Raw genomic sequence first — 23,097 nt, 5'->3', positions numbered from 1 at the left:
GGCATCCCCTCACGTGGCGGGGATGCCGAGCGCCTTGATGCGGCGGTGGAGGTTGCCCCGGTCCACCTGGAGCAGGCGCGCCGCCCCGGCGATGCTGCCTCCCTCCTCCAGCGCCGCCTTGATGAGCGTGCGCTCGAAGTCGTCCACGTGCTCGCGGTAGCTCTTCTGTCCGAGCACCAGCCGCGCGGGGGCCGCCGCCGTCAGCGCCGCCGCGCCCGTGAGCGACTCGGGCGTCAGCGTGAGCGGTCCCTGGCCTCGCAGCAGGTTCTGCCGCTCGATGTAGTTGCGCAGCTCGCGCACGTTGCCGGGCCAGGGCCAGGCGCGCAGGGCCTCCTCGGCCCCGGGTGCCAGCTCCAGCTTCACGTTCGGCCTGGCCAGCTCCGCCGCGAAGGCGCGCGCCAGCGGGAGGATGTCCTCGGGCCGCTCGCGCAGGGGCGGCAGCGTGAGCGGCAGCACGTTGAGCCGGAAGTAGAGGTCCTGCCGGAAGCGCCCCTCCCGCACCGCCAGCGCCAGGTCCCGGTGTGTGGCCGCCAGGATGCGCACGTTCACCGGAATGGGCATTCCTCCGCCCAGCCGCTCCACCTCCTTCGTCTCCAGCACGCGCAGCAGCTTCGCCTGCAGCTCCAGTGGCATGTCCCCCAGCTCGTCGAGGAACAGCGTGCCGCCGTGCGCCTGCTCGATACGGCCGAGCCGCCGCGCCGTGGCGCCCGAGAAGGCCCCGCGCTCGTGGCCGAACAGCTCGCTCTCCAGCAGGGTGGAGGGGATGGCGGCGCAGTTGACCGCCACCAGCCGTCCCTTGCGTCCGGAGACCAGATGCAGCGCCCGCGCCACGCGCTCCTTGCCCGTGCCCGTCTCGCCCGTAATCAGGATGGCGGTGTCGCTCGGGCCCACCCGGGCGATGAGCGTGCGCAGGGACTCCATGGCCGGGCTGTCCCCCACCAGGTGCCCGGGCCGGGCCAGCTCCTCGCGCAGCCGCTGCTGCTCCTCGCGCAGCTCGCTCAGCGCCAACGCGTTGCGCAGCGCGGTGAGCAACCGCTCGGGCGAGGGCGGCTTCTCCACGAAGTCGGTGGCCCCCAGCTTCAGTGCCTGCACGGCCTCGGCGGGGGAGGCCTCGCCGGAGAGCACCACCACCGGGAGGGGCAGGGGACGAGGCAGCCGCGCGAGCAGCTCCAGGCCCGTCTCTCCGGGCATGCGCAGGTCCAGCACCATCAACGCGGGAGGCTCGCCGGGGGCGTCGAGCAGGCGCACGGCCTCGGCGGTGGAGCGGGCCTCCACGGGGGAGAAGCCCTCGTCGGAGAGCAGGCCCCGCAGGCCCTTGAGGACGCCGGGGTCGTCATCCACCAGGAGGATGCGCGGGCCGGACGTCTGGGGGCGTGGAGCGGTGACAGGCGAATTCACGGGCCCAGCGTAGCGCAAGGGCCCCGGCGCCTGTTCAACGCGGGCTGTCGTCCGCCACCGGCGTCGCCCCGGCGGGCGCGGGTTCACTCACGGTGGGAAGGGCGCGGACCGCCGCCAGGTAGTCGTCTCCCCGCTTCTCCGCGAACAGGTCCAACACCAGCATCAGCGACGCCTGCATCACCAGCCCCACGCCCACCCCGTACAGCACTTCCTTGCGGCGGAACGCATACGCGAGCCCCACCCCCACCAGCACCAGGCCCACCTCCACCCGCTTGTAGAGCTCGAAGTTGCGCATCACGACCTCCATGCGCGGTACCTCCGCCCGCTGGAAGGCCAGGGGGGATGCGGCGAGCTGCTGCGTGAGCGCCGCCACCTGCGCGTCGGTGCGGAAGGCCACCGTGCCGCCCACCACCAGCTGGATGAGGCCCACCGCGATGAGCGGGTACGCCATGCCCCGGTACGTGTGGCCCGTCACCAGCAGCCACACCGCCACGCCCACCGCCACCACCCCCGCGAGCATGAACAGCCAGCTCTCCGCCTTCTCCGCCGCGAAGTAGCCCACCATCTGCTCCTGCATTCCCATGACCCACCCTCTCGTCACGGTGCTCTCTCCGCGACAGTTGATGACCTCGGGTCATTAAATGGATGAGTGAGGGTCAGCAGTCAAGGGGACCGGCCTCGGGGAGTGGAGGGAGGGCCGCGCCCTGTTCCCCAGGAGCGGGTGCGGCATGGGGGCATGTGTTACCGAGCACGCTGGATGAGGGAGAAGTGGGCCTGGGTGAGCGAGCTGGGCTCACGGACTGAGGGGCGGGAAGGATGATGCTAATGCCACCCCAGCTTTCTGTCCCAGGCAGCCAACTGTATGGTCACCGTGTATTTGTAGGCACTGGAGAAATCATCGAAGTCCTTCGAGGGAAGCGTCGAGAGGCGCTCGCGCAGGAAGCCCGGGTCGCTGAGCACCTCGGGGTGCTTGAATTCGGTGTCCGCCGCGACCAGGGGGGGAATCATTCGCAGCAGGGCCTCGATGCAATCCTCTCGGGTCGCGCGAGACATGCGCTCCACGGTCAGGGCCATGTGCTCGCGGACCGAGGCAGGGCCTCCGGGGCACCAGGCCTCCAGGGTCCTGCGGTAGATGTCATCCATGAGCTCTTCCAGCGTGTACTTCTGATCGAATGACCAGAACGCGTAGCGAAGGCCCTGGAGCACCTCCCAGAAGTGGAGCACGGCGGCGAGCCGTTTCGCCATGCGCTCAGCGCTCCGCAAGGGATACGGAGACACGACATGGTCGAGAGCCCCCCAAGGGGTGCTGAGGCAGAAGGACTCGAAGGCATCCCTCATGCGCTGGCGCTCCTCCTTCGGGACTCCCTCATTCAAGTACATGAAGACGTCGCCGAACATATGCATTCGCCAGCGGGGGTCGCCCGTGTCGAAGTCGGCCCCTGAGTGCATGAGTAGCACTTCGCCAGGCGGCACCTGGCGCATCTCCCGGGGCTGGGGAAAGGAACCGGTCTTGAGGTACTCCCGGGCCCACCAGCGGCCCTCGGCACCCACCTTGCGGCGAGTGGTGACCTTGGTGCCGTAGAGCATCGCTGGAAACTCGAGCGCTGGGGCTTGTTCCATGGGCATGGCTTTCGGCCTAACACGGCGGTCAACAGCTCCTCAATCGCCTCCCGCCTGCTCAGCGGCAATCCGCGGGCAGGTAGACCTGACCCTGGAATCCCTTGGGGCGTTCTCCTCCTTCATAAGCAGACCGGATGGCCTGCTCGGCCAATTCGCCGCGCTGTTCTACCTCTTCCCTGGGCAACTCCTCTTCCTTCTGGGCCGCTCGCTCCTTCCAGGAAGCACCGGACTTCTTGCGCCGGTAGCTCCAGCGGTACAGCGTCACTCCGGGTTCTGGCGTGCGCCAGGACAACCTCCAGAGTGCGCCCCCGTTTTCGAATTCGAGGAAGAGCGACCCTTCGAAGCCGGTGCCTCTCGTGAGCTTCTTGTCAGGGTCGACAGCCTCATTCAGAGCCGCCAGGTAGCGCCCCACCTGTTCTCTCCCTTCCTCGCGTGACGCCTCATTGTCCGGTTTGATCTCGAAGAGCACGAGGGCGCGGGTATCGGTGATGTCCGGACGCAAGAGCCTCACGAACTCCGAAAGGCGTTCGGGGTCCCCCAACTTCCCTTGCTCCACGATTTTGTAGAGGTTGATGGTTCCGAGGAAGACGGTGTTGGAGGGATGCTGCAGGCGGTACTCTTTGCCAATGGCGTCATGTGCGGCCTTGCCAAGGAAAGGGCCCCAGGGCTCCTTGGAATCAGGCTTCCGGCCAGGAAGCTTCGAGGCGGGCGGCTCCGCCCAGGCCCCGAGGGCCGCCACGAGCACCACGAGAAAACCCGCCAGCCCCCAGGTGCGCCCCGTCCTGCTTCCACTGCGCCTCATGTCCCTCATGCTCCTTCCGGTGTGTTGTGGTTCTGGGGCAGCTCCACGAGCGCGAGCGTGCCGCCACCGGGCGCGGGCTCCAGGCGCAGGGTGCCGCCGTGCTCGTGGACGATCTTCTGGGCGATGGGCAGTCCCAGGCCGCTGCCCTCGGGCTTGGTGCTGAAGAGGCCCCGGGTGAGGGCGGGGCCCTCGAGCACTTCGTCAATCCCACTGCCTCCGTCACGGATGGAGACGCGCACCGCCGAGGCGAGTGTCTCGATGGCGATGCGCACGGGGGCGGAGCCGGCCGTGGAGGCCTCGGTGGCGTTCTTGACGAGGTTGCCGAAGAGGCGGCGCAGGCCGTCCGGGTCCGCGGAGAGCGAGGGCTCGGGGCCGGGTTGCAACTCCACGGGCACGGGCGAGGTGTCCTGGTAGAGGGCGCACACGTCGGCGAGCAGCGGGCGCAGGGCCACGGGTTGGATGCGCGGCGCGGGCAGGCGGGCGAAGTCGGAGAAGCTCCGCGTCATCCGCATGAGCCGCTCCACCTCCTCCTGCAAGAGGGACACGGACTCGGTGAGGCGCGTGGCGTCCGGAGGCGTGTCTCCGCGCGACAGCCGCGCCAGCGCGAGCTTCATGCCGGTGAGGGGGTTGCGCAGCTCGTGGGCGAGCGCGCGGGCCACGTCCTGCCATGCCGCTATCTGCTCGGCGGCCTTGAGGCGCTCGCGCTGGGCGGCGAGTTCGCGGCCCATGCGGTTGAACTGGACGAGGAGGAATTGCAGCTCGTCGCGGGGCGTCTCGGGGGCGGGGAGCTGGACGGAGAGGTCTCCCCGCGCGTAGGCCCACATGCCGCGGGTGAGGGTGGAGACGGGGCGGGTGAGGGCGCGGCCGAGCAGCACGGCGGCGCCGGTGAGCACGGTGGCCGAGACGAGCAGCAGCACGCCGATGAGCCAGGGTGTGCGGCGCGCGAGCGCACGGCGGGCGAGCTCCGCCTGGGCGAGGTTGAGCCGGGCCTCCTCCAGCACGTCCTGGGAGCGGCCCTCGCGGGCGAGCCCCGCGGACACGTCCTCGAGCACCTGCTCCACGGGCGTCAGCGAGACGGAGAGGAGATCCTCCAGGGCCTGCCGGGCGATGAAGCCGAGCAGCACGAGCGGCACCAGCCCCGTGACGAGCATCACGGCGAGGAGCCGGCGGCGGAAGTTCGCGGGAGGAGGCGTCAGGTCGGAAGGCATCGGCGGGGCGATGTTGACGCCACGCGGGGCCCGCTTCCAGCTTTGGCTTCAGGCGGAGAGAGGCGCAGCCCCTGCTCCTCGAGGCGCGCGCTCGCCCAGCCCATCGCCTCGTGCTCCTGGGCGGTGACGAAGTACGGCACCGGCAGCGGCTTGAAGTGCATGACGGTGCTCACCGACAGCCGCATGACGGGCGAGGTGATGACGAACGCCATCCCGAGCACCACCTCGCGCAGGAGTCCCTCGTGCTCCTGCATCCAGAGGACCTGCCGCTGCCGCTGCTCGGGCGTGGGCAAGCCTCCCCGGGTCAGGTCGGTGACGCTGAGGTACCGCTCCCGCCGCCGCAGGCTGGAGGAGACCGTCTCCAGGTAGTGCTCGTACTGCCGGGGCGTGGGCGTTCCCACGAACCGGACGAGCCGGAGTGGCCAGCGCGAGTCATCGAAGGTGATGGAGGAGTCGGGAAGCATGGCACTCCACGAGGGCCGGGGATTCTGGGCGCGTCGGCAGCTTCCCTGTCCGCCCGGCGAGCAGGTGGGAAAAAAAGAAGCACCTCACGTACCTGTTCAGCAGCGGTCCATTCGACGGCCCTCCATTCGACGTTCGAGGCTGGTACCCTCCGGCGTGATGTCTCGTTTTCTCGCTTCCTCCCAGGCCTGGCTCTTCGGACGAGGCGTGGACCTCTCCGTCTTCGCGGGCAGCGCGCTCGTGTCGGTGGCGCTCGTGCTCGCCGCGCCCGCGCTGGGCGCCGTGGGGGATACGCCGCTGTGGGCGTGGGCGCTGTTCGTCGTCTGTGTCGACGTGGCCCACGTCTGGTCCACGCTCTTCCGCACCTACCTCGATGGGGACGAGCTGCGGAGCCGGCCCGGGCTCTACATCGCCGCCCCGCTCGCCGCGTACCTGTCGGGCGTGTTCGCGTACCTGCTCTCCCCGGGCACCTTCTGGCGGCTCTTCGCGTACACGGCGCTCTTCCACTTCATCCGCCAGCAGTACGGCTGGGTGGCCCTCTATGGCCGCAAGGCCCGTGTCCCGGACACCGAGCGCGTGCTCGATGCCGCCGCCATCTACGCCGCCACCCTGGGCCCCGTGCTCTGGTGGCACGCGAACCTTCCCCGGTCCTTCTGGTGGTTCGTGGAGAACGACTTCGTCTCCGGTCTGCCCGCGTGGGTGGGCACCGGGGCGCTCGCCGTGCAGGGGCTGGTGCTGGCCGCGTGGGCGGGCTTCCAGGGGGCGCGCGTCCTGCGCGGCGAGGGCCTCCAGGTGGGCAAGGTGCTGCTCGTGCTCGCCACCGCGGTGACGTGGTTCGGCGGCATCGTGGTGGCCCGGGATGACTTCGCCTTCACGGTGATGAACGTCGTCCTGCACGGCGTGCCCTACTTCGCGCTGCTCTTCCGGTACACGCGCGGGCGGCTCGCCGAGGGGGGTTATGGCTGGCTGGGGCCCGTGGTGCGCGCGGGCCTGCCCGGCTTCCTGGGGGTGCTGTGCGTGCTCGCCTTCGGGGAGGAGCTGCTCTGGGACACGCTGGTGTGGCACGAGCGTCCGCGCCTCTTCGGCGAGGGCGGCCCGGTGCTGCCCGCGGACGTGCTGGCGCTGGTGGTGCCGCTGCTCGCGCTGCCGCAGGCCACGCACTACGTGCTGGACGCGTTCATCTGGAAGCCGGGCCGGGAGCCCCGGCTGCTCGCGCGGCTCGGGTGGACACGCGGCGGCCAAGGTTCTCCAGGTGGCACGGCCCCCATTTCAGGGGTGGCCATCTCCCGCGTGGCTGAGTAAGGGTCTGGGACGTATGTCCCGACTCCTGCTCGTTTCCAATCGCCTCCCCGTCACCGTGAAGTCGGACAAGGACGGGGTCTCCGTGGTCCGCAGTGCCGGAGGGCTCGCCACGGGCCTGCGCGGCCCGCATGAGCGCTCGGGGGGCGTGTGGATCGGCTGGCCGGGGGATGTCTCGCGCCTCACGCCGCCGCAGCGCGCGTCCGTGGAGGCCCAGCTCGCCGAGCTGCGCTGCGTGCCCATCCACCTGAGCGCCAGCGAGGTCAGCCGCTACTACGAGGGCTACTCCAACCAGGTCCTCTGGCCGCTGTGCCACTACCTCATCGATCGCATTCCCCGGCAGGACCGGGACTGGGACATCTACCGCAAGGTGAACGAGCGCTTCGCCGACCTGGTGGCGAAGCAGTACCAGCCCGGGGACACCATCTGGGTGCACGACTACCAGCTCATGCTGGTGCCGGCCTTCCTGCGCGCGCGGCTGCCCCAGGCGCGCATCGGCTACTTCCACCACATTCCCTTCCCCTCCAGTGAGATCTTCCGCAGCCTGCCGCACCGCGTGGAGCTGGTGCGCGGCCTGCTGGGCGCGGACCTCATCGGCTTCCACACGCACACGTACGTGCGCCACTTCGCCAGCACCCTCATGCGCCTGTTGGGGCTGGAGACGGTGGTGGACCGGGTGGACCACGAGGGGCGCGAGGTGCGGCTGGGCGCCTTCCCCATGGGCATCGACGCGCAGGCCTTCGAGAACCTCGCCAACGACCCGGCGGTGCTCGACGAGGTGCGCGTGCACCGGGAGAAGAGCACGGAGCAGCGGCTGGTGCTGGGCGTGGACCGGCTGGACTACACCAAGGGGATTCCCCGCCGGCTCATGGCGGTGCAGCGGCTGCTGGAGCGCGAGCCCGCCTGGCGTGGCCGGCTGCGCTTCGTCCAGGTGGCCGTCCCCAGCCGCACCGGGGTGGAGGACTACGCCACCTACCGCGAGAAGGTGGACGAGCTGGTGGGACGCATCAACGGCCTGTACGGCAGCGTCCACAACGTCCCGGTGCATTACCTCTACCGCTCCTTCAACGAGAAGCAGCTCGCCGCCCTCTACCGCGCCGCGGACGTGATGCTCGTCACGCCCATCCGCGACGGCATGAACCTGGTGGCCAAGGAGTTCTGCGCCGCGCGCCCGGACGAGGACGGCGTGCTGGTGCTCAGCGAGTTCGCCGGCGCGGCGGACGAGCTGGGGGACGCGCTGATCATCAACCCCTACGACGTGGAGGGCATGGCGGACGCGCTGGAGGCGGCGCTGGAGATGCCGCAGGAGGAGCGGCGCACGCGCATGCGCACCCTGCGCACCCGGGTGAAGGAGTACGACGTGCACTGGTGGGTGCGCTCCTTCCTGGACATGCTCGAGGCCACCCCCCCGGCCCCTCCGCGCGTGGAGCCCGCGGGCGCGGAGGTGGCGCTCGAGCGCATGCGCCGGGCCGGGCGCCTGCTGCTCCTCATCGACTACGACGGCACGCTCGTCCCCTTCGCGCCGAGGCCCGAGCTGGCCGCGCCGGACGTGGCGCTGTTGGACCTGCTGCAGCGGCTCGCTACCCGGCCGGATACCCGGGTGCACATCGTCAGCGGGCGCACCAAGGAGACGCTGGAGGCGTGGCTCGGCGCGCTCCCGGTGGGCCTGCACGCCGAGCACGGCCTCTGGTCCCGCCTGGCGCCGGGCCAGGAGTGGAAGGCCCTGGAGGGCGTGCCCACGGACTGGAAGGCCCTGGTACGGCCGGTGCTCGATGCCTTCGCCGCGCGCGTGCCCGGGGCCCTGGTGGAGGAGAAGTCCGCGTCGCTCGCGTGGCACTACCGGCAGGTGGACCGGGTGTTCGGCGCGAGGCAGGCGCTGGAGCTGCGGCTGCACCTCGGCGAGGTGTTCGCCCACGGCCCCCTGGAGGTGCTGCCCGGCGACAAGGTGGTGGAGGTGCGCGCGCGCGGGGTGAACAAGGGCCGCGTGGTGGGCACCCTCACCGGGGGCATGGCCCCCGGCACGTTGGTGGTGGCCCTCGGCGATGACCGCACGGACGAGGACCTCTTCGCCGCGCTGCCCGAGGGGGCCCTCGCCATCCACGCGGGCGGCAAGAAGACGCGCGCCGGCTACCGGGTGGACGGCCCCACCGAGGTGCGCCAGCTGCTCGCCGCGCTGCTGCCGGGCTGAGGCACCCGGCTCACAGCCGGATGTTCTCGTACTCGAGCAGCGCCGCGAGCCCGTCCTCCATGGCCTCGCGGGCGGCGGCCGTCTGCCGGTAGAGCAGGGCGTGCATCCGCTGGTCCTTCTCGTCGCGGCTCTCACACCCCTTCGAGTAGTCCTCGAAGGCGCGCAGGCCGCTGATGAGCTGGGCGAGGTGGTTGGGGCACTCGCACTTCACCGTGGCCACCAGCTCCATCAACCGGCCGAGCTGCTCGTGGGTGAAGCGCGGCGGCTTGGGCGCGTGGGCCGCGGCCCGGGGCACCTCCTGGCTCCGGGCCTGACGCGCCTCGTCCAGCGCCCGGTGGACGTGGGTGCGCAGCAGGCCGAGCGGCAGGGGCCCCTGGACGAAGCGGATCCGTTGAGAAGTGAGCGCTTGGAGCATGCCATGGTGCGTCAGCCGGTAGCTGACGACGGCGTGCGCGGCGCCGGTGAGGGCGAGCAGCTCGGGCACGAGCCGCTCGGGCACCTTGCCCAGGTCCACGAAGTCCAGCGCGAGCACCTGGGGCCGGAGTGCCGGCACCTCGGCGCGGAACGCCTCCAGCGAGCTCCCCACCCACACCACCTCCAGGTCCCGAATGGCCTGCGGGTTCGCCTGGAGCTGACTGGGGTAGGTGTCTCCCAACAGCGCCAACTTCACCATGTGTGCTGCCCCCTTGTCCCTATGCGGGCCGGCACATGGATGCGCGAGCGGTGAGTGCGTTTCCCGGGGGGGTGCTCAGGCGGCCTTGCCCGGAGCCTCGGCGCTGGACCCCTCTCGTTTCTACCGTTCCGCGGTGGGGGAGGCGGGCCCTCGCAAGGTCACCTTGCGAGCGAAGGACTGGTCCACCCGGCCGAGGAAGGAGCGGAAGGACGGGTAGTCATCCGCCTTCACCCGGGCGGCGGTGAGGGCCACCTCGCCGTCGCACAGCAGCTGGTTGCCCTCCTGCCGGAAGGAGACGCGCACGCGGCCGAAGGGCGTCTCCTCCTGATAGGCCGGGGGCAGCTCGGCCACGCCGTAGCCGGGGGGCAGCGTGTAGCGGAAGGAGAAGTGGTTGACCCAGGGGCCACTCATCACCAGGTCGAAGCGGCGCTCGGCGAGCGAGGCGTAGGACTGGGTATAGGAGCGGCCGGTGCCGAAGGGCAGGAAGCGCAGCTGGCCGGGCAGGGCCTCGGAGAAGCGCGGGATGGTCATCTTGAAGTCCACCTGCACGTCGTCATCCAGGCGGGTGGTGTCGTTGAGCTTCACGTCGTGCACGGTGAGGCCGGGGAAGCTCTGGGCCCAGGAGCGCTCGAAGGTGGACTTGCGCGAGGACACGGCGCGGTAGGCGCGGCGGTACTCGGGCGCCATCTGCCCGCCCACGCGGGTGGCGCCGGTGACGTCGGCGTTGCCGTCCGGGCGCAGCGTCAGGTTCATGGTGAGGCGGGTGGCGTTGTCCTCGGGGCGCGCCTCGGGCGTGGTGGAGAAGGTGGCCTTGCCGCCCGGCTCCACCACCAGCACGTTGGCCACGCGGTCCCCGCTGGGCAGCTCGCGCGCGCCGTGGAACTCGGCGGTGCCGTCCAGGTACAGGTCGAAGCGCGGCACGTAGACGATGGCGTGGTTGAAGGCCGCCAGGCTCGCCGGCTCCTCGCCGATGGAGCCCAGGTTGCGCATGCGCAGCAGCACCAGCCGGCTGTCCACGCCGGCCACCTTCAGCATGGCATGGATGAGGCTCGCCTTGTCCTTGCAGTCGCCGAAGCGCCGCGCCAGCACCCGGTCCACCCGGTACGGCTTGTAGCCGTGGATGCCGAACTCCAGCGCCACGTAGCGCGTGTTCGTCACCACGAAGCTGTAGATGGCCCGCACCACGGCCTGCTGATCCTTGCGGTCCACGCCCTGCAACACGGTGTCCACCGTGCGGCGCAGCTCCTCGTTGGGGGTGAGTTGGTCGCGGACGAGGCCCCACCAGTAGCGGCCCACCTCGTCCCAGGTGCGGTAGGTGGAGACGTGGAGGTTGGCGGCCACCTCGGCCCAGCCGGGCATGCCGGGCTCGGGCACCACCTTGGAGACGTGCTTCGCGCTCCAGCGGTAGAGGACGCTGCCGCCCTCCACGTCCTCGCGCGCGTGCGCCACGCCGGGCAGCTTCTTCTCGTTCCAGTAGAGGGGCCGCTCCTTGGGCATCTCCACGAGGAACTGGTACTGCACCTTCGGGTAGACGCCCTGCACGCTCTCCACGTCGCCCCAGTAGTCGGACAGGAGGTTGTCCTGGGCGGTGTCGTCCACGCGGTACTGGAGCTCCAGCACGTCGCCCACGGCGAGCGCGGGGAAGGAGAGCACCTTGGCGCGGGCGTCGTAGTACATGCCCGTCCAGGGCTCGTTGATGTTGCGGTCGCTCTCGCCGTAGCTGTCCACCACGGAGCCGTCCGGCTTGGTGATGCGGGCGCGCAGAATCCGCACCTCCTGCCGGTCCGGCGAGTAGGTGACGGGGTAGGAGCGGAAGGCGTCCACGCCACGGGTGTTGAGCACCTTCACGGCGAACTGGTGGAGCCGGCCGGACAGGCCGCTCTTCTGCACGCGCACGTAGGTGTTGTCCACCAGGTACACGGCGTCCTCGGTGGCGTAGGCGTCGGCGTCCTTCACCAGGCCCTTGAAGTCGGCGAGGTAGCGGGCGCCGGTGCTGGCGGACTCCCCCTTGAGGGTGCGCACGGCCTCCTTGAGGGCGGGGTTCTGCGGACGCAGCGCCAGCGAGCGCTCGAAGGAGGCGAGGGCCTCCTCGCGGCGGCCGGCGGACAGCAGGGCCCGGCCCTCGCGCTCGTACACCTCGGGCTCGTCCGGGGAGAGGGCGCGGGCCTCGGCGAAGTGAGCGGTGGCCGCGTCGAGCTGGCCGTTGGCGGCACGCAGCTCCGCCAGCTTCAGGCGGGAGGCGTTGTCGAAGGGGTCGAGGATGAGGATCTGCGCGAGCTCGCGCGCGGCGGCCTCCACCTGGCCCAGGTCCGCGAGCTGCGAGGCGAGCTGGGCGCGGCTGTAGCGGTCGTCATGGCGCAGGGCGAGGGCCACGCGCAGCCGGGCGATGGAGTCCTGGGGCCGGTCCAGCATGCGGGCGGCGGCGGCGGCGGAGCGCACCACGCGGGGGATGCGGGGCAGGCGCTGGAGCGTCTCCTCCACCATCACGTGCGCGCGGGCGGACTCGCCGAGCGTCTCGTAGGCGCGCGCCAGCGTGAGGCGGGCGGGGGCCGAGTCGGGGGAGAGCTCCACCACGGGCTTGAGCAGCTCGAGGACGCGCTCGGGGTGGCCGCGCTCCAGCTCGAACTCAGCGAGCGCCACGCGGGCCAGGGTGGAGGTGGGGTCGGCGCGCAGGGCGGCCTCGAGGAAGCCGCGGCGCAGGTTGAGGTCATCGCGGTGGGTGCTGGCGGCCAGCAGCTGCAGGCGCACGTCCTGGGGCGCCTCGCGGGCGGCGCGGTCGGCCTCCACGGTGGCGGTGTGCTCGCGCTCGTCGAAGGCGCGGAAGAAGTCGAGCACCGTGGCGTACTCGCCGCGCAGCCGGGCATCCGCGGGGGCCCTGGCCACCAGCGCCTCGAGGGCGGAGGTGACGGTGGGCAGCGGCTGGGGCGCGGCGGAGGGGCCCTTGGTGAGGGCGGGGAGGGTGGAGGGGAGGGTGACGCGCAGGCGGGGAGTCGGGTCGCGGCGCAGGAAGAAGCCGAGCGGGCCGGACTCCTGGCACACCTTGAGGAGGACGCGGTTGAGGCCCTTGCGCAGGCGCACGGAGACGCGCGCCTGGTCCGGGCGGGGCGCGTTGTAGGTGTCGCCGCTGGAGACCTTCTCGCCATTCACCCAGAGGCGGAAGGCGCCGGAGGTGCCCACGCCGAGCGCCACGCGGGTCTCGGCGGGGACCTCCAGCCAGGTGAGGGCATAGGCCACGGCCTCGCGGTTGGGACGCACGGCGGAGGCCAGGTCGACATAGCCCTCGGTGGGGCTGACGGCGAGCCGGCGCCAGGAGACCTGACGTCCCTTGGCGCCGGGGTAGGTGGCGGAGAGGTCCAGGGTGGCGGCCTCGGGGCCGAAGTCGGTGTCGCAGCCGGACTTGCCCTCGTTGTCGAAGCCGCCGACGACGTAGTAGTCGCCGATGAAGCCGAGGGAGGAGTCGTGGATTTCGGAGGCGCGGTTGAGCCGGCCGCGCGAGCGCTCCAGGTCCATGAAGAGGAACCAGGCGGTGGCGCGGGTGCCGGGGTCGGTGTCCCGGCGGGTGGCCACCTCGGCATAGGTCTTCACGAGGGGGGTGAGATCCTCGAGGTCCTCGCGGAGGGCGTGGAGCCGGATGAGCTGGGCGGCGCCGCGAGGGGAGGAGGCGAGCTGGAGGGCTTCCTCGGCCTGCTCACGGGCGGCGGTGACGCTGGACTCGGAGGCGGCCCGGGTGAGGAGCGGGCAGGCGAACGCGAGCAGCGCGACGAGCCAGGTGGTGCGCGAGAGCACGGCGAGCGGTGGGGTACGGGACATCCGTGTTCCTCGTCCGTCGAAAAGGGTGCCGGGGGTGAGAGTCGGCGCGGGTGAACAGCCGGGCATCGGAGAGCCTTCCCCTGCATGCGACGTCATGGGCGGACAAGCAACTGAAATGTCGGCCGCCGGGCGAGGGAGGAGCCTCATCCGTTGGCCGGTGACGGATTCCCCCTCCCTCTGCGTGCGGTGCGTGGCCTCGGGCGCGAACCTGGTCTGTCGCTCCCCGACGCATCCACGGACTGACTGCTTCACGGAAAAGTGACATTCCTTTGTTACTGGGATTAACAGGAGAAACATGCTAGGGGGTGGACGGCCTTTTCAGGCCCCTGTTCTGGGCCGCGCCACCTTTCGTGCGGGAGGGCGGCCCCGGTTCGAAACCCTTGCACGCGTACAAGACGAGGCATCCATGAAGCGCTTTTTCACGGCGTGCGCGCCGCTCATGCTGACGGCTCTGCTGTCCGCCACACCCGCGCTGGCCCAGAGCCCGGCCCTGGACCAGGCCAACGAGCCGTACAGCCTGTACTCGGTGCAGCTGTACACGGGAGCGGTGCCCGGCGGGCAGACCTTCACCGCGGGTAAGAACGGGTACCTGACCCGGGCCTCGGTGTACGTGCAGAAGCAGTGTCTGCCGAACTGCCCGGACATGCTGGTGCAGCTGCGCTCGACCTCGGGGGCCGTGCTGGCCAGTGGCACGGTGAGCCAGTCCGTGATTCCCACGGGCAGCTACAACTGGATCGACGTCGACTTCAGCGCTCCCGTGCTGGTGGCCGCCGGGACGCAGTACGCCCTGGTGGTGCAGAACGCCCAGCCGTACTACTCGGGTGGCTATGACTGGCGCTACGAGGCCAACTCCTCGGTGGACTCCTATCCGGGGGGCATGCTGTTCCAGGTCGGCTACAACTCCCACCCGGCCTACGATCTCTACTTCCGCACGTATGTCGTTGCCGCCGAGGTCCTGGACCAGGCCAACGAGCCGTACAGCCTGTACTCGGCGCAGCTCTACACGGGGGCGGTGCCCGGTGGGCAGACCTTCACCGCGGGCCAGAACGGGTACATGAAGCGCGCCTCGGTGTACGTGCAGAAGCAGTGCCTGCCGGACTGCCCGGACATGCTGGTGCAGCTGCGCTCGACCTCGGGGGCGGTGCTGGCCAGTGGCACGGTGAGCCAGGCCCAGATTCCCTCGGGCAGCTACAACTGGATCGACGTCACCTTCAGCGCTCCCGTGGCCGTGGCCGCCGGGACGCAGTACGCCCTGGTGGTGCAGAACGTCCAGCCGTACTTCTCGGGTGGCTATGACTGGCGCTTCGAGCTCGACTCCGCGGTGGACTCCTACGCGGGGGGCATGCTGTTCCAGGTGGGCTACAACTCCCACCCGGCCTACGATCTCTACTTCCGCACGTACGTGAGCTCCTTCCCCTGAGCTTGGGGAGGAAGCGGACTGTCATCCGAACCCACTCGTGGACTGGCTTCCACGAGTGGTGTTTGCTCACGGAGAGAGGGATTGAGGCGGGCGTGGCGCCTTCATGATCGGGATGTAGCACTTGCCCTGGTACTCGGCGTGATCCTCATCGCACGGCGGACGGCGTGCGATCTCTATCCAGCAGCCGCCGTTGATCGCGACATGGTCCGCCTTGGTTCGGCAGGGGGGCCTGACCTGGTTCGAGAAGGGCTTGTCGGGAAGGGGATAGGCGATACCCGTCCGGCCCTGTACTTCTCCGTCGATCAGGAATGAGGACGAAATCCCGGCGTCCGCCAGCTCAGCGAGGCCAGGAGTTGAAGGCTGCTGAGTGGAAGGGCCAGGACGGGTCCCCATGCCCCACCAGAAGCCACCCACCAGCACGAGCACGGCGAGTCCCGCGGCCACCAGTCCCCTGAGCCAAGGACGCCCTACCCGATGATCCATCGGGGCGCCAGTCAGGTGTGCGCGCATCCTGGCGTTGCTTCCCACGGCCTCGAGTGCCGCGAGAAGCAGGGTGAACAAGTTGGCCAGTTCCGCCAATCGGCCTGTTGATGGTGCCCGCTCCACCTCCAGGGCGATGTAGGGCGGCGTGCTCTGGAAGGAGGCGCGCACCTGCCAGTTCTTCCTGGGTCCCCAGGAGGGCCGAGGCCCGGGCATCATCACCAGGGCAGGCGCTCCCGTCTGGACGTTGCGCGCCTCGTGGATGTGGCCCAGTTCCGCCGACGCGTGCTTGTACCGTTTGCCGAGTTGGAACGGGCCCAGCCGCTCACCCTTCTTCTTCGTGACTGTCATGTGCTGTCCTCTATCGCTCCTGCCTGCTCGATTCATACCACGGCGGGAGTCTCTTCCGCAGGGAGAACTCACGAGGTCATGGGTCCGTCCCGGTCCAGCCGTTTGACGGAGCTCGGGACCAGTGGTCTGTTCGCCGGATGCATTTCATCGAATCTCCGTCGAGGCTTGCCCGTTTCCTCTGGGGATTGGGAATCCTCAACCTGCTCGTCATCATCCTCATCAACCTGAACGCGGACAGCGTTCCGGCCTCGCAGGGGCCGCAGGGGGAGTTGGGTTATCTGGTCAAGGCGCAGAGGCGCGCGCCCGCTCGCTACATGCGGCCCCACACCGGGTGGTTCATCGACCATGGCTTCTGGCTCGTGATTGGCCCCTTCTTCCTCGCCTTCGCGGCTCACGGCATTCACGTGCGGTCCTCTCGGTGACCCTGGTGACGACCCTCACCCCCCGCCCTCTCCCAGGGGGAGGGATCATGCGCGGGGCTGTACTGCTCTGCATGTTTCTCGTGGGGTGTAGCGGCGCGGCCCGAAGCGTCCGTCACGCCACGGGTCCGCAAGAGCGCTGCGTTCATGTCCCGCGCCGTTTCGTTGCGTCGGGGAGACTGAATGAAGCGTTTCATGCAGCTGGCGTGGACATGGTGCCTGTGGCGGCAACGCTGGGGGCTGCTTCGCCAGCGGCGCCGTTGACCCCACCCTCGTCACCGCTGTTGGAGGGGCTCTCTGGCGAGGGCCTGGGTAATGGCATCCCACGCGGCGTGCTCCGGCTGGTGCCAGAAGGCGGCACGGCCGCGGGAGAAGCAGGGGCCGGTGGTGCGGCGGGAGAGCTCGTCGTCACTGGAGGCGCCGTTGTCGCGGCAGCCGGTAGTGTGCTCTTGCTCTGTTTTACCTTCGAGGCGGCCGTGGATGGATCGGAGACACCGATCGACATCGCGGATGAGTTCTACGGCACGCACTTCGGCGATGTGTCCGGGTGGGTCCAAGGTCGATACACATCCCATGCGCCCAACGGCGCAGGTGCAGGGGGGTCCAGTGACCAAACGGGGCCGACGTACGCCCCGCTCTCTCCTCCCGGCGTATCTCCAGAATCAGAACCCGGCAAGGACACCAGGAAAAGGCGGGGGCGCATCTATGTGACCTACAGGAAGCTCAACAAGAACACCCACCGCTACTACCTGGGGCGAACCAGCATGGTTGTCGATCTCTCCAGGCCCCTCGAAGAACAGGCAGCTCTGGCCGTTATTTTTCGAGACATGAGCCATCACATCGACGAGACCGATGAACCCAATGGGGCTGTGTTCGGTTTCGCGAGGGTTGATCAATTCGATATAGGGACTGCCATTGACTATGGCCGAAGATATGACGACGCCGCATACTGGCGGATTCGAGGAAGGGAGCAGCAGTTGATTGATTCCTATGGGGGCGCCCAATCCGACACGGGAATGCCCTATCGTACCGAGAACATCGTACGTGGTGTGGCGAAAGACAATCCGTGGGGCAGGCGGTTTCATGACGCGGCCACGGAGCGCTGGGGTCAACTTCATTCTTATACGGGGCATTAGGAAATGAAGAAGGTGCGCATACATAGACCGGGGACCTTTCTGAGAATTCCCCTTGCCGACGGGACTTTCGGTTACGGGAGGGCGCTTACACGGGTGTTTGACGCTTTCTACGCATACAGGACCGAAAGCCCTGACTCGGACCTCGACCGGATCGCATCCAAGCCAATCCTTTTCAAGATTGCTGTCCGCCATCTGGAGCCGGGCTCGTGGGAAGTCATTGGACGCAGAAAGCTCGAGGAGCCCCTGACTCAACCCATTGTTCAATTCAGGCAGGACGTGGGGAACTTCCGTCGCTGCGAGATCTTCGACACCGTCGGCAATTCGAGAAGTGCTGAGCCCCAGGAGTGTGTTGGGCTCGAGGCGATGGCTGTTTGGGAACAGCACGGTGTCGAGGACCGCCTGCTCGATACCTTCATGGGGAGGCCCAATGACTCAGTGGCGCACCTGAAGGTACGCCTGCAATAGGAAGTCGAGGCTTGATACCCGGTCTTGGGAAGATGCCAGGCGAGATCTCATAGAGAAAAGGCGCGGGCGGCACGGACGGTGGCCCCCGTGGTGAGCACGTCGTCCAGAAGGAGGAACTCCCGGCCCGCCACTGTGGGAGACTCGGAGAAGGTCCCGGAAACGTCGCCAGGAGGCGCTGCATGTCACGCGGGTGGGCCGTGCTGCTCTGCATGTTTCTCGTGGGGTGTAGCGGCGCTGCCCAGAGCGTCCGTCACGCCACGGGTCCGCAAGAGCGCTGCGTTCATGTCCCGCGCCGTTTCGTTGCGTCGGGGACACTGAATGAATCGTTTCATGCGGCTCGCGCTGGCGTGGAAGTGGTGCCTGTGGTGGCAACGCTGGGGGCGGCTTCGCCAGCGGTGCCGTTGACCGCACCCTCGTCACTTCCATTGGAGGGGCTCTCTGGCGAGGGGCTTGGTGATGGCATCCCACGCGGCGTGCTGCGGCTCGTACCAGAAGGCGGCACGGCCGCGGGAGAAGCAGGGGCCGGTGGTGCGGCGGGAGAGCTCGTTGTCACTGGAGGCGCGGTTGTCGCGGCAGCCGGTAGTGTGCTCTTGCTCTGCTTTACCTTCGAGGCGGCCGTGGAGGGATCGGAGACCCCGATCGACATCGCGGACGAGTTCTACGGCACGCACTTCGGCGATGTGTCCGGGTGGGTCCAAGGTCGATACCCATCCCATGCACCCAACGGCGCAGGAGCGGGGGGTCCAGTGCCCAAATGGGACCGATCTACGCCCCGCTCGCTCCTCCCGGCGCATCTCCAGAATCAGAACCCGGCGAGGACACCAGGAAAAGGCGGGGGCGCATCTATGTGACCTACAGGAAGCTCAACATGAACACCCACCGCTACTACCTGGGGCGAACCAGCATGGTCGTTGATCTCACCAAGCCCCTCGACTTTCAGGCGTATCGGGCCGTTGCTTTTCGAGATATGAACCATCACGTTGATGAGAACGACGAGCCGAAGGGTGCTGTGTTCAAGGAAGCGGAGGTTGATGAGTACGATGTCGGGGCTGCCATTGAATATGGCGAAAGATATGCCGACGCTGCGTATTGGCGGATCCGCGGAAGAGAGCAGCAGTTGATTGACTTTCATGGGGGGCCCAGTCAGATACTGGCAAGCCCTATCGAACCGAGAACGTCGTGCGCGATGTAGCGAAAGACAATCCGTTGGGCAGGCGCTTTCACGGAGCAGCCACGGAATTCTGGGGTCAACTTCATCCTTACACAGGATATTAGGAAATGACGAAAACAGTCATGCCTGGACCGGGGTCCTTTCTGAGAATTCCCCTGGCTGACGGTTCCTTTGGTTATGGGAGGGTACTTGAGCTGCCGATTGATGCTTTCTACGAATACAGGACTCAGAGTCCTGACGCAGACCTTGACCGGATCGCATCCAAGCCAATCCTCTTCAAGATTGCTGTCCGCCATTTGGAGCCGAGTTCGTGGGAGGTTATCGGGTGGAAAGAGATTGAGGAGTTTCTGGCTCAACCGATCGTCCAATTCAGACAGGACGTGGGGAACTTCCGTCGCTGCACGATCTTCGACAACGCCGGCAATTCGAGAAGTGCCGAGCCCCAGGAGTGTGTCGGGCTCGAGCGAATGGCTGTTTGGGAACAGCACGCTGTCCAGGAACGCCTGCTCGACACCTTCATGGGGCGGCCCAATGACTCAGTGGAGCGCCTGAAAGTGCGCCTGCAATAGGAAGCCGAGGCTGCTGCCCGGTCTTGGGAAGATGAGGGGTGAGGTCTCATAGAGAAAAGGCCCGGGCGAGGGTGATGACCTCGACACGGGTGGCCCCGGCCTCCCGGAGCGCGCTGGCGGCGGCGCGGACGGTGGCCCCGGTGGTGAGCACGTCATCCAGCAGGAGGAACTCCCGTCCCGCCACCGAGGGCGGCGCGGTGAAGGCCCCGTCCACGTTCTGGGCGCGCTCGGCCTCGGAGAGCCCCACCTGCCGCCGCGTCTCCCGGGCCCGGTTGAGCAGTCCCACGGGCGCTTCTCGGCCCGTGATTCGCGCCAGCTCCCCCGCCACCAGTTGCGTCTGGTCGTACTTCCGCTCGCGGTAGCGCTGATCGTGCAGCGGCAACGCGACGAGCACGGCGGGCGCCTGCTCGAGGAACTGGCGGCACTCGGTGGCGAGCAGCTCCGCGAGGGCGGGGGCGAGCTCCGGGTGGTCCTCGTACTTGAAGCGGTGGATGGCGCGGGCGACGGGGCCCTCGTGGGCGAAGGGGGCCGAGGCGCGGGTGAAGGGCGGCGGCGACAGGTGGCAGCGCGGGCACGTGTCGCGGGGGAACTGCCCGGGCTCGGCGCAGGTGCGGCAGCGCGAGGGCGGGAGCCGCTCCACGGCGAGGTCACACGTCTCGCAGAAGGCCGCGCGCACGGGCATCACCTTCGCGCAGGCGATGCACGCGGGCGGGTAGAGCAGCTCGAGGAGCGAGGAGAGCACGGGCCGGGAGTTAATACGGATGAACGAGGGCGGGGAAGGTGTCTGGACCTGAGACGGGTCTTCGGTTTGGATGGCCTCATGAAGAAGCTCGCCATCGTCGTCGCCGGAGGACCTGCTCCGGGCATCAACAGCGTGATTGGAGCGGCCACCATCCGCGCCCGTCTCTCGGGTGTCGAGGTCATCGGCCTCCAGGATGGTTTCAAGTGGATCTCCGAGGGGGACCTCTCCCACGTCGTTCCCCTCACCATCGAGGACACCAGCCGCATCCACTTCCGCGGCGGCTCGTACATCGGCATCTCCCGCGCCAACCCCACCCGCTCCCCCGAGCACTTCCAGCGCACGCTCGACGGGCTCGAGAAGCTCGGCGTGGGCATGCTCATCACCATCGGGGGGGATGGCACCGCCACGCTCGCGCAGATCATCTCGGAGAAGACCCGCGGGCGCATCCGCGTGGTCCACGTCCCCAAGACGATCGACAACGACATCGACCTGCCCGACGACACCAGCACCTTCGGTTTCCAGACCGCGCGCCACGTGGGCGTGGAGATCGTGAAGAACCTGATGGTGGACGCGAAGACGACCCACCGCTGGTACTTCGTCGTGGCCCAGGGCCGCAAGGCGGGGCACCTCGCCCTGTCCATCGGCAAGGCCGTGGGCGCGACCAACACCATCATCCCCGAGGAGTTCCAGAAGGGCTGTCCCGTCGCGTTCAACACCGTGGTGGACATCCTCGCGGGCTCCGTCATCAAGCGGCTGGGCTATGGCCGTCAGGATGGCATCGTCCTCCTGGCCGAGGGCCTCGCCGATTGCATCGACCCCGAGGATCTCGCCCGGCACACGGACATCCCCCGGGACCACATGGGCAACGTCCACGTGGCGGAGATCAACCTGGGCGAGGTGCTCGAGAAGGCGGTGAAGGAGCGGCTCGCCGGCCTGGGCATCAAGGCCACGCTCATCACCAAGTACATCGGCTATGAGGTGCGCTGCGCGGACCCCATTCCCTTCGACATGGAGTACACGCGAGACCTCGGCTACTGCGCGGCCCGCTACATCATCGAGGGGGGCACCGAGGCGGTGGTGTCCATGATCGACGGACGGTTCCGGCCCATCTCCTTCCAGCAGATGAAGGACCCGGCCACGGGGCGGCCCCGGGTGCGGTTGGTGGACGTGGACTCGGACCGATACAAGATCGCCCGGAGCTTCATGCTGCGGCTCAAGCGGCAGGACTTCGACAAGCCGGAGGAGCTGGCCCGGTTCGCCGCGGCCGCCCGGCTCACGCCGGAGGCCTTCCGCGAGCAGTTCTACCACCTGGTGAAGGACGAGCCCCAGGTGGCCGTCGATGTGGAGTTGGGCCTCACCACCAAGGTGGTGGATGCCGCCAAGGCGGTGGATGCCGCCAAGGCGGGAGAGCCGGTGGGTGGCTCGACGCGGTAGGGCCGGGGTCCAGGCCAACGGGGCGCCCTCCGGTCGCGCGGCGTGCCGACTGGTCCGACCATCGGACCAGTTGCTCCCCATCGCGGCCGGAACCTCCCCCCTGACAGGGCTGACTCCTCCTGGCCTTGCCCGAGCCCCGTGCACGCTCGGGGCGTGGGGGTCAGGCGGCGCGGGAGGTGATTTCCTCCTGGGCGGACGTCTCCTGCTCCGCGCAAGCCTCGTACAGGGGGAGGTTCACGCTGAAGGTGGTGCCCCGGCCCACCTCGCTGCGCACGGAGATTTCTCCGCCCAGCGCGGTGATGATGCCGTGGCACACCGAGAGTCCCAGACCCGTACCCACGCCCACCGGCTTGGTGGTGAAGAACGGGTGGAAGATGCGCTCCAGGTTCTCCGGTGGGATGCCGCAGCCCGTGTCGCTCACCTCGACGACGACATGGCGGGGGCCGCCCATGCGGGTGGAGATGCGGATCTCATTGCGCGCCGCCTGTCCCGGCGGGATGGCGTGGGCCGCGTTGATGAGCAGGTTGAGGAACACCTGGCACAGGCGCGCCTTGTGTCCGGAGACAGGTGGCACCGCCACCAGCTCCTCCACCAGGCTCGCCCGGTCCCGCAGCTCGTACGCCGCCACCTTCACCGCGCTGCGGAGGCTGGCTACGGCATCCACCGGGCCGCGCTCCATGTCGTTGGGATGGGAGAGGACCTTGAGATCCCTCACGATGAGGCTGACGCGCTCGGCGCCGTCGCGCGCATCGGCGATGGCCTCGATCATCTCCTGCTTCTCCTCCGGCGTGGGGGCGCCCTCGGTGCGGAGCAGCTGCTGCTGCACGTAGTCGAGGTTGCCGACGATGAACGCGAGCGGGTTGTTGATCTCATGTCCCAGGCCCGCCGCGAGCTGGCCGATGGTGGCCAGCCGGTCCGCGAAGAGCAGCTGCGCCTGCGTGGCCTGGAGCTGCTTCAGGCTCTCCTGGAGCCGGGCATTGGTCAGCTCCAGCTCGCAGGTGCGCTGGCGTACCGTTTCCTCCAGCAGGGCGTTGTAGTGGCGCATCTCGTGCTCGGAGAGCTCGGCCTCGGCCTTCAGGAGCCGGTTGCGGATGGCCTCCGCGCGCTCCCTGCGGCTCTCGAGCACCGTGAACGACCCTCCCATGCCTTGCGCCTTCATCATGCGGACCTCGCGAACGGGACAGCCGTGCTCATTGCGAGGCGCATGCCACCGTGTCTTCCAGGAAGGCGGGCGGGGAGGCCCGGGGTGTGGGTGTGGCGTTTCGCACCAGGGGAGGACACGAGAGGGTGTGGCCTTCTGGGTGGGTGCGGCGATCCGCCACACCCTAGTGGACTGTCCGACAAGTTTTTCAACATAGTCAGGACAGGTGCCGGTCCACCCACGAGTGCATCTTGGCGCGAGTCCAGGACCAGGTGAAGGGGTGGGCGTAGAGGCGGTTGTACTCGGGCC

The 23,097-nt window shown here is 68.7% G+C and carries 20 protein-coding genes; 9 read left to right on the top strand and 11 right to left on the bottom strand.

Annotated elements, in window-relative coordinates; translation table 11 throughout:
* Nucleotides 1–9: 9 nt before the first annotated feature.
* From AC16DP_RS18700 to AC16DP_RS18675, 6 genes are all read right to left on the bottom strand, one after another.
* Nucleotides 10–1,398 carry a sigma-54-dependent transcriptional regulator gene (locus tag AC16DP_RS18700; RefSeq protein ID WP_329727358.1) on the bottom strand — a complete coding sequence of 463 codons (1,389 nt, stop codon included), beginning with the start codon at nucleotides 1,396–1,398 and terminating at the stop codon, nucleotides 10–12.
* A 34-nt stretch (nucleotides 1,399–1,432) separates the two neighbouring features.
* Nucleotides 1,433–1,981, bottom strand: a complete 549-nt coding sequence (locus AC16DP_RS18695; protein WP_329727359.1) for a hypothetical protein — start codon at nucleotides 1,979–1,981, stop codon at nucleotides 1,433–1,435.
* A gap of 239 nt (nucleotides 1,982–2,220) precedes the next feature.
* Entirely contained in the window at nucleotides 2,221–3,018 is a 798-nt protein-coding gene (locus AC16DP_RS18690) for a hypothetical protein (RefSeq protein WP_329727360.1), read from the bottom strand.
* Nucleotides 3,019–3,076: 58 nt separating this feature from the next.
* Complete coding sequence (locus AC16DP_RS18685; RefSeq protein ID WP_329727361.1) at nucleotides 3,077–3,820, bottom strand: hypothetical protein; 744 nt, start codon at nucleotides 3,818–3,820, stop codon at nucleotides 3,077–3,079.
* Between the two features lie 5 nt (nucleotides 3,821–3,825).
* On the bottom strand, nucleotides 3,826–5,028 hold the full coding sequence (locus AC16DP_RS18680) for a sensor histidine kinase (RefSeq protein WP_329727362.1): 1,203 nt from the start codon (nucleotides 5,026–5,028) through the stop codon (nucleotides 3,826–3,828).
* Nucleotides 5,013–5,492, bottom strand: coding sequence for a SpoIIAA family protein (locus AC16DP_RS18675; protein WP_329727363.1), 480 nt, complete (start codon nucleotides 5,490–5,492; stop codon nucleotides 5,013–5,015). The genes AC16DP_RS18680 and AC16DP_RS18675 overlap by 16 nt, the downstream gene beginning before the upstream one ends.
* A gap of 157 nt (nucleotides 5,493–5,649) precedes the next feature.
* On the opposite strand from AC16DP_RS18675, the gene AC16DP_RS18670 reads away from it, so the two are divergent.
* Together AC16DP_RS18670 and AC16DP_RS18665 are read left to right on the top strand one after the other, a co-directional pair.
* Complete coding sequence (locus AC16DP_RS18670; protein WP_329727380.1) at nucleotides 5,650–6,792, top strand: hypothetical protein; 1,143 nt, start codon at nucleotides 5,650–5,652, stop codon at nucleotides 6,790–6,792.
* Nucleotides 6,793–6,805: 13 nt separating this feature from the next.
* Nucleotides 6,806–8,977, top strand: a complete 2,172-nt coding sequence (locus AC16DP_RS18665; RefSeq protein ID WP_329727364.1) for a bifunctional alpha,alpha-trehalose-phosphate synthase (UDP-forming)/trehalose-phosphatase — start codon at nucleotides 6,806–6,808, stop codon at nucleotides 8,975–8,977.
* 10 nt (nucleotides 8,978–8,987) lie between these two features.
* Here AC16DP_RS18665 and AC16DP_RS18660 read toward each other — a convergent pair whose 3' ends face one another.
* Nucleotides 8,988–9,650, bottom strand: coding sequence for a hypothetical protein (locus AC16DP_RS18660; RefSeq protein ID WP_329727365.1), 663 nt, complete (start codon nucleotides 9,648–9,650; stop codon nucleotides 8,988–8,990).
* 120 nt (nucleotides 9,651–9,770) lie between these two features.
* Nucleotides 9,771–13,460, bottom strand: a complete 3,690-nt coding sequence (locus tag AC16DP_RS18655; RefSeq protein ID WP_329727366.1) for a DUF3857 domain-containing protein — start codon at nucleotides 13,458–13,460, stop codon at nucleotides 9,771–9,773.
* 406 nt (nucleotides 13,461–13,866) lie between these two features.
* On the opposite strand from AC16DP_RS18655, the gene AC16DP_RS18650 reads away from it, so the two are divergent.
* Nucleotides 13,867–14,880, top strand: coding sequence for a DUF4082 domain-containing protein (locus AC16DP_RS18650; protein ID WP_329727367.1), 1,014 nt, complete (start codon nucleotides 13,867–13,869; stop codon nucleotides 14,878–14,880).
* Nucleotides 14,881–14,946: 66 nt separating this feature from the next.
* Here the strand turns inward: AC16DP_RS18650 and AC16DP_RS18645 are convergent, their stop codons facing one another.
* Entirely contained in the window at nucleotides 14,947–15,711 is a 765-nt protein-coding gene (locus AC16DP_RS18645) for a hypothetical protein (RefSeq protein ID WP_329727368.1), read from the bottom strand.
* A gap of 137 nt (nucleotides 15,712–15,848) precedes the next feature.
* Between AC16DP_RS18645 and AC16DP_RS18640 the strand changes: the two genes are divergently transcribed.
* The 5 genes from AC16DP_RS18640 (at nucleotide 15,849) to AC16DP_RS18620 (ending at nucleotide 19,471) form a co-directional block, all read left to right on the top strand.
* Complete coding sequence (locus tag AC16DP_RS18640) at nucleotides 15,849–16,133, top strand: hypothetical protein (protein ID WP_329727369.1); 285 nt, start codon at nucleotides 15,849–15,851, stop codon at nucleotides 16,131–16,133.
* 203 nt (nucleotides 16,134–16,336) lie between these two features.
* Nucleotides 16,337–17,266: a hypothetical protein gene (locus tag AC16DP_RS18635; protein WP_329727370.1), complete on the top strand. Its 930-nt coding sequence runs from the start codon at nucleotides 16,337–16,339 to the stop codon at nucleotides 17,264–17,266.
* A gap of 3 nt (nucleotides 17,267–17,269) precedes the next feature.
* Nucleotides 17,270–17,731: an immunity 26/phosphotriesterase HocA family protein gene (locus AC16DP_RS18630; RefSeq protein ID WP_329727371.1), complete on the top strand. Its 462-nt coding sequence runs from the start codon at nucleotides 17,270–17,272 to the stop codon at nucleotides 17,729–17,731.
* Nucleotides 17,732–18,599: 868 nt separating this feature from the next.
* The gene (locus AC16DP_RS18625) at nucleotides 18,600–18,923 is read left to right on the top strand and encodes a hypothetical protein (protein ID WP_329727372.1); all 324 of its coding nucleotides are present in this window, start codon (nucleotides 18,600–18,602) and stop codon (nucleotides 18,921–18,923) included.
* Nucleotides 18,924–19,009: 86 nt separating this feature from the next.
* Complete coding sequence (locus tag AC16DP_RS18620) at nucleotides 19,010–19,471, top strand: immunity 26/phosphotriesterase HocA family protein (protein WP_329727373.1); 462 nt, start codon at nucleotides 19,010–19,012, stop codon at nucleotides 19,469–19,471.
* Nucleotides 19,472–19,517: 46 nt separating this feature from the next.
* Here AC16DP_RS18620 and AC16DP_RS18615 read toward each other — a convergent pair whose 3' ends face one another.
* The gene (locus AC16DP_RS18615) at nucleotides 19,518–20,213 is read right to left on the bottom strand and encodes a ComF family protein (protein ID WP_329727374.1); all 696 of its coding nucleotides are present in this window, start codon (nucleotides 20,211–20,213) and stop codon (nucleotides 19,518–19,520) included.
* Nucleotides 20,214–20,291: 78 nt separating this feature from the next.
* On the opposite strand from AC16DP_RS18615, the gene pfp reads away from it, so the two are divergent.
* The gene (pfp, locus tag AC16DP_RS18610) at nucleotides 20,292–21,647 is read left to right on the top strand and encodes a diphosphate--fructose-6-phosphate 1-phosphotransferase (RefSeq protein WP_329727375.1); all 1,356 of its coding nucleotides are present in this window, start codon (nucleotides 20,292–20,294) and stop codon (nucleotides 21,645–21,647) included.
* 160 nt (nucleotides 21,648–21,807) lie between these two features.
* On the opposite strand, the gene AC16DP_RS18605 is transcribed toward pfp, so the two are convergent.
* Nucleotides 21,808–22,809, bottom strand: a complete 1,002-nt coding sequence (locus AC16DP_RS18605; RefSeq protein ID WP_329727376.1) for a sensor histidine kinase — start codon at nucleotides 22,807–22,809, stop codon at nucleotides 21,808–21,810.
* Nucleotides 22,810–23,097: the final 288 nt, after the last annotated feature.

It is taken from the genome of Archangium sp. (assembly GCF_057119385.1).
Note: the sequence above shows the minus strand (reverse complement) of the source record. Positions and strands in the feature narration are given on the sequence as shown.